Source organism: Streptomyces sp. SAI-135, from assembly GCF_029893805.1.
Taxonomy (GTDB): Bacteria; Actinomycetota; Actinomycetes; order Streptomycetales; family Streptomycetaceae; genus Streptomyces.
In genome coordinates this window covers 1,416,744-1,431,551 of the sequence record NZ_JARXYP010000002.1, presented here as the reverse complement: position 1 = coordinate 1,431,551, position 14,808 = coordinate 1,416,744, and the positions used below count along the sequence as shown (strand labels likewise).

Genomic DNA, 14,808 nt, shown 5'->3' with positions numbered 1-14,808 from the left:
CTCTCGATCCGGCATGGTGTTCCGCACCATCACCGGTGGGCTGATGGTGGTTCACCACCCCATGTTCCGGGGCGGGGTGGGGCCCTAGTGTCCCGCGCATCCTCGTATGCGTCCTCTCGGAGGCACACTGATGCGTCGCTCCTCCAGCTCTCCCGCACGCCCACGGCGTCCCCGGCGCCACCGCGTTCCGATCGTCGTCGGCGTGGCCGCGCTCGTGCTCACCCCCCTTCCGGCCACCGCCGCGACGGAGGGGCCCGGCGGTCACTGCGCGCACCGGGCGCAGCTCCGCGTTCCGGGGGCCGAACACCAGCAGACGGCGTGTCTGGCCGAGTTGACCACGGCCGGCACCGTCGCTTCAGGGCACACCGACCCGGCCGACTGGGCCGGACTGACGGCGAAGGACCTGACCGTCCCCAGCGGAGTGCCCGGCATCCAGATCGACGGCTACTTCCCCGACACCTCCACCACCAACACCAACCACGGCTGGAGACACGACTCCCAGTTCGTGATCCGCCTGCCCGACCGGTGGAACGGCGGCCTGGTGGTCGCCGGCACCCCCGGAAACCGCGAGCAGTACGCCAACGACCGCGCCATCGCCGACTCCGTGCTCTCCCGCGGCTATGCCTACGCGGCCACCGACAAGGGCAATACCGGCCTGACCTTCCACCGCGACGGGAGATCGCCCGGTGACGCCGTCGCCGAGTGGAACGACCGGCTCACCCAGCTCACCCGGGCCGCCCGGGTCACGGTCGCCCGGCGCTACCACCGCCCCCCGTCACGCACCCTGGTGACCGGCATGTCCAACGGCGGATACCTGGTGCGCTGGCAACTGGAGAACCACCCCGAGCTCTACGACGGCGGAGTCGACTGGGAGGGCACCCTGTGGCGCTCCGACGGACCCACCCTGCTGGACTTCCTGCCCCGGGCGCTGCGCCACTACCCGGTGTACGCCGCCGGCGGCCCGGGCGCCCGGCAGGCGCAGGAGGCCCTGCACGCCGCCGGTTTCCCGGCCGGGTCGGAGTTCCTGTGGCCGTATCACCACCAGGTCTACTGGGACCTGACCCAGCGCATCTACCGGGAGGAACTCGACCCCGGCTTCGACGGGGCGACGGAGGCCGGGACGCCGTACTGCACGACGGGCACCCCGGCCTGCGACGCCGACTACGACTACGCCACCCGGCCGGAGGAGGTCCGGCAGGCCGTCGCGAGGATCGGCCTGACCGGACGGATCGGCAAACCGCTGATCACCTTGCACGGCACCCTGGACGTCCTGCTGCCCATCAGTCAGGACTCCGACGTCTACGCTCGTATGGTGCGCGACGCCGGACGCGGCGGGCTGCACCGCTACTACCGGGTGGAGGCAGGGACCCACGCCGACGCCCTGGCCGACCTGTTCCCTGACCGGCTGCGCCCCCTCGCACCCTGCTACCGCACGGCGTTCACGGCACTCGAACGCTGGCTCGGCTCGGGCCGGCGGCCACCCGCCTCCGGGACCGTGGCCCTGCCCGCGCGGGCGGAGGCCGTGGCGTCGGCGAACGACTGCTCCCTGGACGGGCGACGGAAGGGGCCCGCAGCGACCCGTCAGTAGACGGACAGGCCGTAGGCGTTCAGCACTTCCTGGATCGGCTGGTAGTAGGTGGTGCCTCCCGTGGAGCAGTTTCCGGAACCGCCGGAGAGGATGCCGATGACCTTGTCGCCGGCGTAGAGCGGTCCGCCGCTGTCGCCCGGCTCGGCGCAGATGTTGGTCCGGATCAGTCCGGAAACGCTGCTGCCGTCCCCGTAGTTGACGGTTGCGTTCAGCGCGGTGACCACACCGCAGCGCACTCCCGTGGTCGCTCCCCGTCGGCAGACGCTCTGTCCGACGAAGGCGGAGGCGGTGCCGGTGACGTCCACGGTCCCGATGGTGCCGGGGTGCGGTACGTCCGGGTTGGCGTACCGCACCACTCCGAAGTCGTTGCCGGGGAAGCTGGTGCCGGTGGTGGGGCCGATCTGCGTGGTCAGGGCGGAGCTGGTGTACCAGGTGGGCAGGCCGTCGGTGCAGTGGCCGGCCGTGAGGAAGTAGTACGTGGTGCCGCCGCGCACGTTGACCCCGGCAGAACAGCGCCGGCCGGAGGCGTGGACGCCGTCGCCACCGGACACGAAGGTGCGCAGCCGGCCGTCGAGCCGTTCGACGGTCGCGGCGCCCGGGAAACGCCCGGTGGCCCGGCGGATCGTGGACAGGTCCGCTTCCGCGACCGTGGAGTCCGCCAGGACCCGCAGCTGTCCGGTGCGCTCGTCGACCGCCCAGGTCGTCCCGGCGATTCCCAGGGACCCGAGGGCCGAGGCCGCGCCGGACAGCGAGGCGGTGGAGGGTGCGGAGCCGACCGCGGGTGCCGCGGCCGCGCCGGTTCCGCAGACGGCGAGCGCGCTCCCCGCCAGCAGGCCCGCCAGCGAGGCGATCAGTCGTGGACGTCTGGTGCCGCTACGGCGTGCTCTGATCACGAAGCCCCCCCCGGGAGCGCTGAGTGCCGACGCTCCAGTCTGCCCGGCCGCGCCCGGCACGGGTAGACGGCCCTCGGCCTGTGCCGGGTTCAGCTCTCACCCGGCTGAGGGAGGCCGGCCTGGCCGCGTTCGAGGAGCGTGACACCTCGTGCTGCTACGCCCTCCAGGACAAGGAGCCCTGGGAGGTGTACGTGGTCAAGGCCGACGCCGACACCCCGGACAAGGCCGCCGCAGGGTGCGCCTGCGGAGACTGACCGGCTGCCGCGGGCGCGGGCGCGCCCGCGCCCGGGACAGCGGCGAGGCCGTCCCGGGCGAAGCCGCGCCCGTCAGGGGTCACGGGGTGGTCAGATAGGCCCTTTCGATCGTCTGGGTCAGGGTGTTGCCCGACCGGTCGGTGAGTTCCGCGCGCAGGGAGACCGAACCCGCCGTCGCCGGGTGCTTCAGCGACAGGTGCGTGCCGCCGACGGCCTTGGCCGGCTGCCAGGTCCGTCCCTCGTCGTACGACACCTGGAAGGCGAGCTTCGCCGGGCGCTGTCCCGCGGCCGCTCCCTCGACGGTGAACGGCACCTCGAACCGCCTGCCCGCCTTCGCCGTGCTGTCCAGGGCCAGCTCGGGGCTGAAGCGGACCGTCGACAGCGGCACCGGGGCGAACTCGCCCCCGGCGGTCTTCGCCGAGCGGAAGGTCCACTCGGCATGGACGCGGGTGCTGACCGGGTACACGGCAGGGTCACGGGAGTTGTCGAGCGTCAGCCTGTACGCGGTGTCCTCGGCGGGCACGGTGTACTCCGTCGGTTCGACGGTCGGCGGGATGCCGTAGTCGTCGGCGATCTCCTTGCCGTCCGCCTCCAGCCTGGCCGTCATCGAGGTCGGCTTGCTGAGGCCCCAGTGCCCGGAGCCGTCGCCGAACAGCGGCAGGAAGACCCTGAGGGTGTTCCCGTCGCGGCCGACACCGGGGAAGCCCCTGCCCGGTCCGAGGTCGTCGGGGCCGTTCAGGACCGGTCCGAAGACACCGACCCCGAACCGCTCGGCGTAGGTGCGGCCGGCCTTCCATGCCTTCGGCATGCGCATCAGGAAGCCCTCGAAGACCGCGTCCTGGCCCTGGTCGAAGCGCTGCCAGGTGCGCACCGACCACTTCACGCCGTTGTCGAGGATGTACTCGGTGCTCCGGTACGGAAGGTCGCCGCGCATGTCGGTGTAGCCGGGCACCAGGCGGCCGTCGGGCAGGTGCGGGGTCACCTCGGACTGGGCGCGCCGGCCGTCGACCGACTCGCCCACCTCAAGGTTCACCTTCGCCAGCTGCCTGCGCGCGACGGTCACGGTGAAGCCGTCCAGGCTGCCCTGCCGGTACCAGGCCAGGTGATAGTTGACCGGCCTGCCGTCCCTGGCCTTGCCGGCCCAGCCGCCGGAGAACAGGGACGTCAGCCCCGTCACCGAGTCGTCCGGGCCGAGCCGCCCGAAGCGGGAGCCCTCGAAGGTGGGCATCAGGAACTCGAGATGGGCGTCGTCGCGGCCCTCGCCCCGCCCGTACTCGACCATGACCGCCGCGTCGTTGTTCACGGCCGCCGGGTCCGGCACGGTGATGTCCACCGGCTTCGCCTGCCGGGCGTCGACCTCGACGGTCGTGTCCTTGTCCAGGGTCAGCCTGGGCTGGACCAGCACGGCATGCCGGTCGGAGGCGGCCGACGGGTGGATCACCCCGGTCAGGAGGTAGTCCGCCTTGGGCAGCCGTACCGTCAGTTCGCCGTCCTGCTCGTCGGCGTAGTCGGCGTAGAAGGAGCCGGCCAGGCTCGCGACGGAGGTCACGGCGTCACCGGTCGCCCTGCCGTCCTCGTCGGTGTGCTTGAGCGTCAGGTCGTACGACTCCACCTCGCGGTCCACCCCCACGGCGGACCGCACCCGCACCTTGCCGTCGCCGGAGGTGGCCGTGACCGAGCCGCCGAAGCTGCCGTCCACGGTGCCCACGCGGGTGTCAGCGGTGACCTCGGCGCTCGCCTCGCCGCCCGCCGGGACGGTGATCCGCTGCGGGGAGACGGTGAACATGCCCTCGGCGGCGGGTTTCCGGTCCACCCCGTAGGCCTCGACCGACAGGTCGAGCGTGACCGGCTCGGAGCCGAGGTTGCGGTAGGTGAGCTTCTTGGCCTGCGCCTGGTCGTCGGCGTGCGGCCACTGCTGGACCCCGAAGTCGAGCGGGCCCTGCTCGGTGACGACGCTCTCGTCCAGCGCCCGGACCAGGTCGACCCGTCCGGTGCCCTGCTGATACGCGCTGTACGTGCCCGGCTTCGCGGAACCGGTCAGCACCGCCTTGAGACGCTCACCGCTCCAGTCGGGGTGCTGCTGGGCGAGGATCGCCGCGGCGCCCGCCACATGCGGGGTGGCCATGGAGGTGCCCTCGATGGTGAGGTACCCGGGGACGTCGGAGGGGTACCACTCCGTCAGGACGCTGCCGGCGGCGGCCGCGGCCGTGATGTCGACGCCCGGCGCGGTCAGGTCGGGCTTGACCCCGCCGTCGCCGACCCGCGGGCCCCGGCTGGAGAACTCGGCGAGGCCGTCGGACTTGTCGACCGCGCCCACGGTGAGCGCGGACGCGGCGCTGCCGGGGGAGCCGACCGTCCGCTCACCGGGGCCGTCGTTGCCGGCCGCGATGACGAAGAGGGTGCCGGACTCGGCGGAGAGCCGGTCGACGGCCTCCTCCATCGGGTCGACGCCGGGGGAGTCGGGGCCGCCGAGGCTGAGGTTGACCACGTCCGCGCCCTGGGCCACCGCCCACTCCATGCCGGCGATGATCCCGGAGTCGGAGCCGCCGCCCTGGTCGTCGAGGACCTTGCCGTTCAGGAGCCGCGCGCCCGGCGCGACGCCCTTGTACTTCCCGTCCGACCTGGCGCCGCTGCCGGCCACGGTGGACGCCACATGGGTGCCGTGCCCGAACCTGTCCGTGGTGGTGCCGGTGCCGCTGAAGTCCTGCTCGGCGACCACCTTGCCCGCGAGGTCGGGGTGGCCGGTGTCGATGCCGGTGTCCAGGACGGCGACCTTGGTGCCGGTGCCGTCGAATCCCGCGGCCCAGGCGGTCGGTGCGCCGATCTGCGGGACGCTCCGGTCGAGGGACGCCCGGCGCTTTCCGTCGAGCCACAGCCTCTCCACACCGGCCCCGGCGGCGAACTGGGCCGTCCCGGCCCCGGAGTTGTCCGTGACGGCCTTCCAGAACCCGGCGCCGCGCTTCTTCGCGGAGCGCATCGCCCGGCCGTTGACCACGGGCAGCGGGCGCCCCATCCGCGCCCCTGCCCCGGTGAACGGGCTCGTCGAAGGGGCCTTGCTGCCGCGGAACGTCACGATCAGCGGGAGGTCGGAGCGGCCCGCGTCGTCGTAGCCGTCCTCGACGAGCTGGGTGACGTCGAACAGCCGCGGGTCCAGTCTGCCCTGCGCCAGCAGCAGTTCGGCGTCACCGGGGACGACCCGGGTGTGCCCGGCGACGACCCGGACCGAGAACGGCATGTTCTCGCGGCCCTCGGCACGCTCCACCGCGGAGACCTGGCCGGTGCCGTCCACCAGGACCCGGTCGCCGGTGACCAGCGTGACGGTCCGCACCGCCGAGGCCGTACGGGCGCTCCTGGCGGAGACCGCGTCGTCGGCTGCGCCCGCGCCGGCCGGAAGCCCGGCGAGGACCAGGGCCGCGGAAGCCACTCCCGCGGCCATGGCCGCGTGTCTGTGGCGTACGCGTAACTCCATCTGCACTCCTGACAGTCGGGGGATCAAAGCGTCACGGGACCGAGGGGCCCGTGACGGGACGGCCGTCGCTGTCGTACGGCCAGACATTGGGGACGCAGCCGAGCAGGCCCTTGATCTGCTGCATCATCGCCGGGGCCGGCTGCCCCTCGCCGGGGCAGGTGACATGGCCGTGGCCGAGGAAGTGGCCCACCTCGTGGTTGACGATCAGCGAGCGGTACCCGACGACGTCCTCGCGGTAGAACTCGGTGGCCAGGACCCAGCGCCTGAGGTTGACCATCACGTCGCCGTGCACGCTGCAATTGACCTTGCCGCCGGTGTCCAGGCCGCCCTCGGCGCAGATCCGGTCGACGGTCGCCGGGGTGGCGAGGCGGACCCGGAAGTCGGTGGGCCCCTCGGACACCCGCTGGAACGCCGAGTGGCCGTCGGCCGTCCAGCCGCGCGGGTCGGCGAGGGTCCGCTCCACCTGCGCGGCGACCTCACGCGGGGAGATCGTGATGCCGTTCTCCACCTCAACCCGGTAGCGCAACGGAGTGCCCTTGCCCACCCGTCCGCTGCCGCCGGGAGCGGTGACGAAGGTCCCCGGACCGCTCTGCGGGAGGGGAGTCGTGGAGGGGCCGGGAGGCTGGCTGGACTCCTCCGGTTCCGGTGCACCGGTGCTTGTGTGCGGCTCCGGGCTCTCAACGGGCGGGGGAGCAGCGGACGTTCGTCCCGTGTCGGACGGCAGCCACGCCACCACCGCGCCGCCGACGGCCGTGAAGACCGCCAACGCGGCCAGACCGCCCCACAGTTGTCGCTGCACGCTCCGCTCGGAGTGCTTACGGCGACGACGGCCGGTCAGGTTTCGTTTGTGCGCTGTCACGGTGGTTCACGATGTGATCGCCATGTGATCGGACCTGGCCCGGAAGGTAACGAACCGATAACCCTCCTCGTGGTCATGGGCATGTGGATACTGTGCGCATGCCACGTGTACTGCTGATCGAGGACGACCCCGCCGTGCGGGAGGGCGTCGCCCTGGCCCTGCGTCGCCAGAACCACGACGTCTCCGCCACCGCGACCGGCGAAGAGGGGATGGACCGGCTGCGGGCCTTCCGGCCCGACATCGTCGTCCTCGACCTGATGCTGCCCGGCATGACCGGCCTGGAGGTGTGCCGGAACATCCGGGCCGTCGACCAGACCCTGCCGATCATCATGGCGACGGCACGGGGTGACGAAGTGGACATCGTTGTCGGCCTGGAGGCGGGCGCCGACGACTACGTCGTCAAACCCGTGCTGGCCCGTGTGCTCGACGCCCGCATACGCGCCGTCCTGCGCCGGGCGGCGGGGAGCGCGCCCGGCACCGAGGGCCTGCCGAAGATCGACACCTACGGCGAACTCGCCGTCGACCGGGCCGGACTGACCGTGGCGCTCAACGGCGAGCCGATCGCCCTGGCCCCCTCCGAACTGCGCCTCCTGCTCACCCTCTCCGCCTCACCGGGCCAGGTGTTCAGCCGCCAGCAACTCCTCGAAGCGGTCTGGGAACACGACTACCACGGCGACGCCCGGCTGGTGGACGCCTGCGTCAAGCGACTGCGCACCAAGATGTCCGAGCCGCCCCGCGCACCCCGCTACATCCACACCGTGCGCGGTTTCGGCTACCGCTTCGCGGCGCCGTGAGGAAGCGCCGGCTGCGGGGCCTGCGGGCCCGCCTGGTGGTGGCCTTCGGGCTCGTCGCCGCCGTCGCGGCCGTCACGACCGGGGCCCTGACCTTCCGGGAGGCACGCACCGGAGTGCTCCAGCAGAGCCAGGACGCCACCATCAGACAACTGCGGGCCCAGCTCAACCAGCACGCCGCCGAACTCGCCGTGCCCCCCGACGAGTCGGCGCTGCGGGAGTTCGCGCACGACGTGGCGGCCACCGAGTCGCAGGGCAGCTGGCGGGTACTGGTGACCTACGGGGACCGCAGCGGCTCCTCCGCCCCGGGCGACCCCTTCGCCGAGGTGACCCCCGCCCTGCGGGACGCCGTCGGCTCCAGCCGGGCCACCGTCTTCCAGCGGGTGCGCGGCGAGGGACGCACCTCCCTCGTCGTCGGCATGTCGATCCTCTTCGGCGGCCGGGACACCGTGGCCACCACCACCGGGATCCGGGTGTTCCTCGTCGTTCCGCAGACCACGGAACAGGCCTACGTCGACGCCCTGGTCACCGCCGCCGAACGGGCCATGGTGGCCGCCCTCGCCCTCGCCGTCGTCCTCGCGCTGCTCGCCGCCCGCGGAGTCCTGGTGCCGGTGCGCAAGCTGCGGCTCGCCACCCGCCAGATCGCCGAGGGGCGCCTTGACACCCGGCTCGCGGTCAACGGCTCGGACGAACTCGCGGACCTGTCGCACACGTTCAACGAGACGGCCGCCGCGCTGGAGGCGTCGGTCGCCGAGCTGCGCGAGATGGAGTCCCGGGCCCGGCGCTTCGCCGCCGACGTCTCGCACGAACTGCGCACCCCGCTCGCCGCCATGTCCGCGGTCACCGACGTCCTCGACGAGGACGCCGCACGGCTGGACCCGGACACGGCCACCGCGGTCCGGCTCATCAGCGCGGAGACCGTCAAACTGGCCCGGCTCGTCGACGACTTGATGGAGATCTCCCGCTTCGACGCGGGCGCGGCGGTGCTGCACCTGGACGAGATCGACCTCGCCGAGTCGATCCGCCGCACCCTCGCCTCCCGCGGCTGGACGGACACGGTGGCGACCGAACTTCCGCCACCGGACGCGGTGCGCGCACGCGTGGATCCGCGCCGCCTCGACGTGGTCGTCGCCAACCTGGTCGGCAACGCGCTCAAGCACGGCGCCCGTCCGGTACGGGTGCGGCTGGGCGCCGCCGACGCGGTGGCCGTCATCGAGGTACGGGACAGCGGCCCCGGCATCCGCTCCGACGTCCTGCCCCATGTCTTCGAGCGGTTCTACAAGTCCGACACCGCCCGCATCCGCTCCGAGGGCAGCGGCCTGGGCCTCGCCATCACCGCCGAGAACGTCCGTGTCCACGGCGGCACCGTGCGCGCGGCCAACCACCCGGCGGGCGGCGCCGTCTTCACCGTCGAACTTCCGCTGCGGCGGGACGAGTCGCCCGAGGAGAACCCGTCATGAAGCCCCCGCGCCGCGCCCCGCTGCTGGCGCTGCTCGCCCTCACCTCCTGCGGGATCCCCGCGACCGGGGTGGTGCAGGCCGGCGGCCCCGCGAGCGGGACGCTCCCGCTGACGCAGGTCTACTTCGTCGAGAACGGCTCCCTCGTCGCGGTGTCCCGCATCACCGAGGAGCCGGGTGAACCCGAGGCGGCGCTGCGGCTGCTGATGGCGGGTCCGCTGGCGGGGGAGGGGCGACTGGAGGGTCTCGCGACGGAGGTGCCGGGCCTGCCGACCTCGGCGGCCCTCCCGACGGCCACCGCCGGCGCGCCCGGCGAGCCCTCCTCGGACGCCCCGACCGTGACGGCCGAGGGGGACCGGATGACGATCCGGCTCCCGCCCGGCCTGGACACGTTGTCCGACATCGGTGTGCGCCAGGTCGTCTGCACGGCCGCCGCCGCGTACCGCCTCACCCGCCCGTCGGTCCGGGCGGTCACCGCGGAGGTGACCGACGGAGCCGGACGACGGGTGAGGGGGTCGGACGCGGGCTGCCCCGGTCGGTGAGGATTCCGCCCGCGTCCGCAGGAGCTCCCGGCGCGGCCGTGTCCGCCTGCCGGAGCTGCGTCAGAAGCTGGTTCTGGCCGGCCAGGAGCTCCGTGAGAATGCGGCGGGCCGCGCGCAGGAGTTCGGCGACGTCACCGCCGGCGAGGGCGTAACTCACCGTGGAGCCCTCGCGGATGGAGACGACGATCCCGGAGCGCCGCAGCACGGCCAGCTGCTGCGAGAGGCTGGAGGGCTCGATGTCGATGTCGGCGAGCAGGTCGCGCACCGGCACGGGCCCGTGCTGGAGCAGCTCCAGGACACGGATGCGCACGGGGTGGCCGAGCATGCGGAAGAAGTCCGCCTTGGCCTGGTAGAGGGGGACGTGCACGGTCGCTCGCTCCCTGCCGGACGGTACGGGGTCGTCAGTGCCGATCCTGCTGGTCGGGGACGCCGGGCGCCACGGATTGGAATCATGTGGATGTGGCGACTTGAAGAAGTCTTCACATCGTGGGCGCACGGCGTCCCGACCGGAAGCCGGGCTAGACCTCCAGGTTCTCCTCCACGCGCTTGAGTTGGTGCCGGGCCATCGCCAGGTTCGAGCGGCCCTTGTCGAGGACCAGGTACAGGAACAGCCCGTTGCCGTTGCGGCCGGTCACCAGGCGGATGAGGTGGTACTGGTTCTCGAGCGTGATCAGGATGTCCTCGATGTTGCTCTTGAGCCCCAGCTGCTCCATGGTGCGGACCTTGGCCCGGATGACGTCGGTGTTGCCCGCCGCGGCAACCGTCGTGTCCAGGTCCTTTCCGCCGCCCAGGGTGCCCAGCGCCATCCCGCTGGTGTAGTCGACCACCGCGGCCGCCAGCGCCCCTTCCGTTCCGGCCATCATCTCCTTCAGCGACACTTCCACACTCGCCACGGTGCCTCCCAGAGTTCCTGTGGATCGCGGCGGGCCCGTGGTCGGGTCCGTCCGCCGGACGCCTGGAACGTATGCGCGGGGCGGGGGCCGGACGCGGGGGTCTTCGGGACTGCCTCCCGTTGACCGAACGCCATACCGAAGAGACCGTCCGCCGGACCACAACTGGCCTTCGGGAGGCCGAAGATGACGCGGGGAGCGGACCCGCGGGCTCCGGTCGGGCGCCTCGGTGCGGGCCCGCCGGGCTCAGTGGGTGCGGGCCGCCAGCAGGGTCACGTCGTCCTCCGACTTCGCCGGGGCCAGCCCGTCGACGACGGTGGTGAGGATGTCCGGGAGGGCGTGTCCGGAGGTGACGGGGAGGCCGGCGAGGGCGGCGAGCCCCGTGTCGATGTCCTCGCCGCGCCGCTCCACGAGCCCGTCGGTGTAGGCCAGCAGCAGGGTGCCCGGCGGCATCGCGCAGTGCCGGCTCTCGTGGCCGCCGGAACCCGTGCCCAGGGGAGGTCCGACGGGCAGGTCGGCGAGTTCGGGGGCGGCCCCCGGTCTCACCAGGAGGGGCGGGACATGGCCGGCCGTCGCCAGCACGACCTCCTCGGCGGCGGGATCCAGGAGGGCCAGCACACAGGTGGCGACGCGGTCCAGGTCGAGCGCGTGGGCGGTGCGGTCCGCCTCGGTGAGCAGCCGGTCGGGGGCGAGCCCCTGAAGCGCCAGCGCGCGCAGCAGTGAGCGGTACTCGCTCATGGCGGCGGCGGCCCGCACCCCGTGCCCCATCACGTCCCCGACCACCAGCAGGGTGCGTCCGGAGGGCAGTGCCACCGCGTCGAACCAGTCGCCGCCCACCTCCGCACCCCGCCCGGCGGGCAGATAACGGCTGGCGATCTCCACGCCCGGCCCCGGTGTGTGCGGGGTGGCCAGGAAGGCGCGCTGCATCTCCAGCGCGGTCTCGTGCTCATGGGTGTAGCGCAGGGCGTGCCCGATGCCCGTCGCGGCCCGTGCGGTCAGCAGTTCCAGAAGCTCGACGTCGTCCGGCGCGAACTCGGGGGAGCGCGCCCTGCGGCCGAGCATGACCGCCCCGACGGGTTCGCCGCCGACCATGAGGGGCAGGTAGGCCACGGAGTGCAGGTGCAGGGCGCGGTAGCGCTCCAGCCGCTGCCGCGTCGGGGCGAACCGGCGCACGGTGTCGTCGTCGGGCCGGTTGAGCACCACGGGCCGGTGCCCGGTCAGCACCTGGGACATCGACGAGCCGGCCTGGTGGAAGATCACCTCGCCGCTCCGGGTCACGGGGCTGAGCGGGTCGGGCGTGCCGGGAGCGGCGGTCACCGCCATGCGCCGCAGCCGCACCGGGACGGGGGTGGCCGGCGCCCGGCGGGTGCCCTCGGGGTCGAGCACGTCCACGGCCGCGTAGTCGGCGAAGCGCGGCACCAGCAGGTCGGTCAGGGCCTGGCAGGCCTCGGCCGCGTCGAGGGTGCCGCCGACCCGGGTGGCGGTCTCCTCCAGCAGTTCCAGCCGCTCCTGGGCCCGCCGCAGCGACTCGCGCTGCCGGATGCCCTCGGTGACCTCCATGACGACGGCGGCGACCCCGAGGATCACGCCGTCCTCCGCCTCCAGCCGGTGGAAGGCGCCCAGCCACCAGCGGGGCACGTCCACCGTGTGATCGGGCACCCGGCCGTCGAACACGACGGTCTGCGGCCGTCCGGTGCTCAGCACCTCACGGGCCACCTCCGCCGAGGGCCCGGAGCCGGGGACCACCTCCGGCATGGGACGGCCGAGGTGTTCCTCCACGGGCAGTCCGTTGACCTCGGCCAGAGTGTCGTTGAGGTACAGGTAGCGCAGGTCCGCGTCCAGGACGGCGACGGCCGCCGGTGTCCCGTCCAGGAACCGGCGGGCCGTCCACAGTTCGTCGAGCACCTCCCCCGTCCCCGCCGCCCGGGCCGCCTCCGACAGCTCCCGCAGCGTCCGCGAGGACAGGAAGGGGGCGGAGCGAGCGGACAGACGGGGGTGGCTCATCTGGTGTGATTCCTCGAGGATCCGGAGTCCGATTCGTCATACTTATGGCGTATTGGACCATATTCCGGCGTGTCGAGGCTATGAGCTGCGTCTCATCCGCCGCTCACCAGCTTCTCGAAGAAGAACTCGTGCTTGAGGAACGACGTCTCGTGCTCCGTCCCCGGATACGGCGGCACGAGCTGCGCGGCCTGGAACAGCCGCCAGCCGTCCTCCAGCGCGGCGACGCCCGTCCCGTACGGCGGCTCGTCGCTGTCCCCGGTCGTGGGGCGGGTGGTGCCGGTGCCGTCGTAACGGGCCCAGCCGACGACCCGCGAGTCGAGCGCGGAGGTGTCCAGGTACAGGACGAGAACCTGCTGGCGCACGGTGGTGGTGCTGGTGGACATGGTCACGCCTGGCTCCTCGGTGCGGCGGGCCGGTTGGCGATACGGGTGGCCCAGTACTCGATGTCGAACGCGGGATCTCCGGACAGGGCGCGCCACAGCCTGATCCGGTTGAGGATCTCCAGCCGGCCGGTGGCCTGCTCGTACCAGGGGAAGCCGCGCTCCAGTTCCTTCCGGACGGCGGGCGCGTCCAGGTCCGCGGTGTCCCACAGCCGTACCTGCGGCACGGTCGGGTTGAAGCGGATCTTGTACATGTGGCGGACGGTGTCGCTGTCGTTGCGCCGCCCGCCGTGCCAGATCCCGTGGTGCAGCAGGACCACCGTCCCGGCCGGGCAGGTCAGCCGGGTCTGGCCGCGCAGGTTCTGGTAGCGGCCGGTGTCGGACTCGTTGGTGCGGCGCAGGTGGCTGCCGGGCACGATGAGCGTGCCGCCCATCTCGGCCGTGACCTCCTGCGGGTAGTACATGAGCTGGACGTCGAACGCGTCGGTCCGCAGATCGATGACGGCGTCGGCGTGCAGCGGCTGTGCGCTGCCCTCGCGAGGCTCACGGGTGTGCACGAAGTGGTGGTCGACGGTCGGATCCGGGCCCACCAGGCTTTCGAGCGCTCCCGCGACGGCGGGCAGTTCGACGAGCCGGCGGGCGAAGGAGCCCTCGGGGAACGCCTTCGGGACGGGAGTGCCGTACGGCACGGAGGGCAGACCGGCGGCGAAGACCCCGAACGCCTCCTCGTTCATCTCCCGGGGCACGATGCCGTCCAGGCGCAGGAAGCCGTGGGCCACGAACCGCGCCACCTCGACGGAGTTCAGCAGCTGTCGTGTGGTTGACATACGGCAACCGTAGGAACCACCGTCACCGCTGTCGTGGGATGAAATCGACGACCACTGGTAATTTTCCGCCATGACCCGCCACGTCGACCTCGCCCTCGACCTGCCGCCCCACGTGGAGAACGCGGGCATCGGCGTCCACGGCTCCGCGGGCCCGCACGACGTGTTCCGGCTCCCGCGCCTGTGGCAGCTCCATCTCTACGGCTACTCGGGCACCCTGGAGCTCGGCGGTTCCCGGCACCCGATCCGCCCCGGACACGTGAGCCTCGTCCCGCCCGACACCGAGGTGCACTTCCACTACGACGCCACCCGCTGCGAGCACCTGTACGCCCACTTCCGGCTGCCGGGCGACGGCGAGCGGCGCCGGGTCCCGGTGATGCAGGACGCCGGCGCGGAGGCGGCGGTGCTGACCGGGCTGCTGCGGCAGACGGTCACGGCGGGCACGCAGTCCCCGGTCCGGGCCGCCGCCGAACTGTGGACGGTGCTGTGGCGCACGACCGGCCTGGCCGGCGCCGGCGAGGACCGGGCCCGGCACCCCGCGCTGCGGGCGGCGATCGCCCACATCGAGGAGCATCTGGCCGGCCCCCTCACCGTGCCCGGCATCGCCCGTGCCGCCGGGGTCTCGCACACCCATCTGACCCGGCTGTTCCGCGAGGCCACCGGCCACACCGTCGTCGCCCACATCCGGCGCCGCCGCATGGAACGCGCCCGGCACCTGCTCATCGCCTCGACGCTGGCCATCCCGGCGATCGCGGCGACCGTCGGCATCCCCGACCTCCAGGCCTTCAACAAGACCTGCCGCAGGGAGCTGGGGGCCTCCCCGCGGGCCGTACGGGAACGGCACGGGTAGCGCGCGG

At 72.9% G+C, this 14,808-nt stretch carries 13 protein-coding genes and 1 pseudogene; 6 read left to right on the top strand and 8 right to left on the bottom strand.

What is annotated here, in order from left to right; genetic code table 11:
* The first annotated feature begins 130 nt into the window (after nucleotides 1–130).
* Nucleotides 131–1,588 (top strand): tannase/feruloyl esterase family alpha/beta hydrolase, encoded by a 1,458-nt coding sequence (locus M2163_RS10860; RefSeq protein ID WP_280893864.1) that lies wholly within the window; start codon nucleotides 131–133, stop codon nucleotides 1,586–1,588.
* Here M2163_RS10860 and M2163_RS10855 read toward each other — a convergent pair.
* Entirely contained in the window at nucleotides 1,582–2,481 is a 900-nt protein-coding gene (locus M2163_RS10855; RefSeq protein ID WP_280893863.1) for a S1 family peptidase, read from the bottom strand. The two genes, M2163_RS10860 and M2163_RS10855, sit on opposite strands and share 7 nt — an antisense overlap.
* An 89-nt stretch (nucleotides 2,482–2,570) precedes the next feature.
* Between M2163_RS10855 and M2163_RS10850 the strand changes: the two are divergent.
* Nucleotides 2,571–2,735: pseudogene (locus tag M2163_RS10850) on the top strand (glyoxalase/bleomycin resistance/dioxygenase family protein); the annotation flags it as partial.
* Between the two features lie 79 nt (nucleotides 2,736–2,814).
* On the opposite strand, the gene M2163_RS10845 reads toward M2163_RS10850, so the two are convergent.
* Both M2163_RS10845 and M2163_RS10840 read right to left on the bottom strand, forming a co-directional pair.
* Nucleotides 2,815–6,204: a S8 family serine peptidase gene (locus tag M2163_RS10845; protein ID WP_280893862.1), complete on the bottom strand. Its 3,390-nt coding sequence runs from the start codon at nucleotides 6,202–6,204 to the stop codon at nucleotides 2,815–2,817.
* Between the two features lie 31 nt (nucleotides 6,205–6,235).
* Nucleotides 6,236–7,003, bottom strand: a complete 768-nt coding sequence (locus M2163_RS10840) for a DUF3152 domain-containing protein (RefSeq protein ID WP_280852991.1) — start codon at nucleotides 7,001–7,003, stop codon at nucleotides 6,236–6,238.
* A gap of 158 nt (nucleotides 7,004–7,161) precedes the next feature.
* On the opposite strand from M2163_RS10840, the gene M2163_RS10835 reads away from it, so the two are divergent.
* From M2163_RS10835 to M2163_RS10825, 3 genes are read left to right on the top strand one after another with little or no spacing between them, the layout of a single operon-like run.
* Nucleotides 7,162–7,857: a response regulator transcription factor gene (locus tag M2163_RS10835; RefSeq protein ID WP_280893861.1), complete on the top strand. Its 696-nt coding sequence runs from the start codon at nucleotides 7,162–7,164 to the stop codon at nucleotides 7,855–7,857.
* A complete protein-coding gene (locus tag M2163_RS10830; RefSeq protein ID WP_280852993.1) occupies nucleotides 7,854–9,314 on the top strand; it encodes an ATP-binding protein in 1,461 nt (486 codons plus the stop codon). The genes M2163_RS10835 and M2163_RS10830 overlap by 4 nt, the downstream gene beginning before the upstream one ends.
* Complete coding sequence (locus tag M2163_RS10825; protein ID WP_280852994.1) at nucleotides 9,311–9,853, top strand: hypothetical protein; 543 nt, start codon at nucleotides 9,311–9,313, stop codon at nucleotides 9,851–9,853. The genes M2163_RS10830 and M2163_RS10825 overlap by 4 nt, the downstream gene beginning before the upstream one ends.
* Here the strand turns inward: M2163_RS10825 and M2163_RS10820 are convergent.
* The 5 genes from M2163_RS10820 to M2163_RS10800 all read right to left on the bottom strand — a co-directional run bounded on the left by M2163_RS10820 (nucleotide 9,783) and on the right by M2163_RS10800 (nucleotide 13,954).
* Nucleotides 9,783–10,220, bottom strand: coding sequence for a metalloregulator ArsR/SmtB family transcription factor (locus M2163_RS10820; protein WP_280893860.1), 438 nt, complete (start codon nucleotides 10,218–10,220; stop codon nucleotides 9,783–9,785). The genes M2163_RS10825 and M2163_RS10820 overlap by 71 nt on opposite strands.
* A 151-nt stretch (nucleotides 10,221–10,371) precedes the next feature.
* Nucleotides 10,372–10,746, bottom strand: coding sequence for a hypothetical protein (locus M2163_RS10815; RefSeq protein WP_280852996.1), 375 nt, complete (start codon nucleotides 10,744–10,746; stop codon nucleotides 10,372–10,374).
* 243 nt (nucleotides 10,747–10,989) lie between these two features.
* Nucleotides 10,990–12,747, bottom strand: coding sequence for a SpoIIE family protein phosphatase (locus tag M2163_RS10810; RefSeq protein ID WP_280893859.1), 1,758 nt, complete (start codon nucleotides 12,745–12,747; stop codon nucleotides 10,990–10,992).
* Between the two features lie 92 nt (nucleotides 12,748–12,839).
* Nucleotides 12,840–13,130: a hypothetical protein gene (locus M2163_RS10805; RefSeq protein ID WP_280854267.1), complete on the bottom strand. Its 291-nt coding sequence runs from the start codon at nucleotides 13,128–13,130 to the stop codon at nucleotides 12,840–12,842.
* A gap of 2 nt (nucleotides 13,131–13,132) precedes the next feature.
* A complete protein-coding gene (locus tag M2163_RS10800; RefSeq protein WP_280893858.1) occupies nucleotides 13,133–13,954 on the bottom strand; it encodes a phytanoyl-CoA dioxygenase family protein in 822 nt (273 codons plus the stop codon).
* 70 nt (nucleotides 13,955–14,024) lie between these two features.
* Here M2163_RS10800 and M2163_RS10795 point away from each other — a divergent pair, with 70 nt between their 5' ends.
* Nucleotides 14,025–14,801, top strand: a complete 777-nt coding sequence (locus tag M2163_RS10795) for an AraC family transcriptional regulator (RefSeq protein ID WP_280852999.1) — start codon at nucleotides 14,025–14,027, stop codon at nucleotides 14,799–14,801.
* Nucleotides 14,802–14,808: the final 7 nt, after the last annotated feature.

What these genes read in the sequence shown, in the direction of transcription:
- M2163_RS10860 (WP_280893864.1), top strand. Translation starts at nt 131, where the DNA reads ATGCGTCGCTCCTCCAGCTCTCCCGCACGCCCACGGCGTCCCCGGCGC.
- M2163_RS10845 (WP_280893862.1), bottom strand. Translation starts at nt 6,204, where the DNA reads ATGGAGTTACGCGTACGCCACAGACACGCGGCCATGGCCGCGGGAGTG.
- M2163_RS10835 (WP_280893861.1), top strand. Translation starts at nt 7,162, where the DNA reads ATGCCACGTGTACTGCTGATCGAGGACGACCCCGCCGTGCGGGAGGGC.
- M2163_RS10825 (WP_280852994.1), top strand. Translation starts at nt 9,311, where the DNA reads ATGAAGCCCCCGCGCCGCGCCCCGCTGCTGGCGCTGCTCGCCCTCACC.
- M2163_RS10810 (WP_280893859.1), bottom strand. Translation starts at nt 12,747, where the DNA reads ATGAGCCACCCCCGTCTGTCCGCTCGCTCCGCCCCCTTCCTGTCCTCG.
- M2163_RS10805 (WP_280854267.1), bottom strand. Translation starts at nt 13,130, where the DNA reads ATGTCCACCAGCACCACCACCGTGCGCCAGCAGGTTCTCGTCCTGTAC.
- M2163_RS10800 (WP_280893858.1), bottom strand. Translation starts at nt 13,954, where the DNA reads ATGTCAACCACACGACAGCTGCTGAACTCCGTCGAGGTGGCGCGGTTC.
- M2163_RS10795 (WP_280852999.1), top strand. Translation starts at nt 14,025, where the DNA reads ATGACCCGCCACGTCGACCTCGCCCTCGACCTGCCGCCCCACGTGGAG.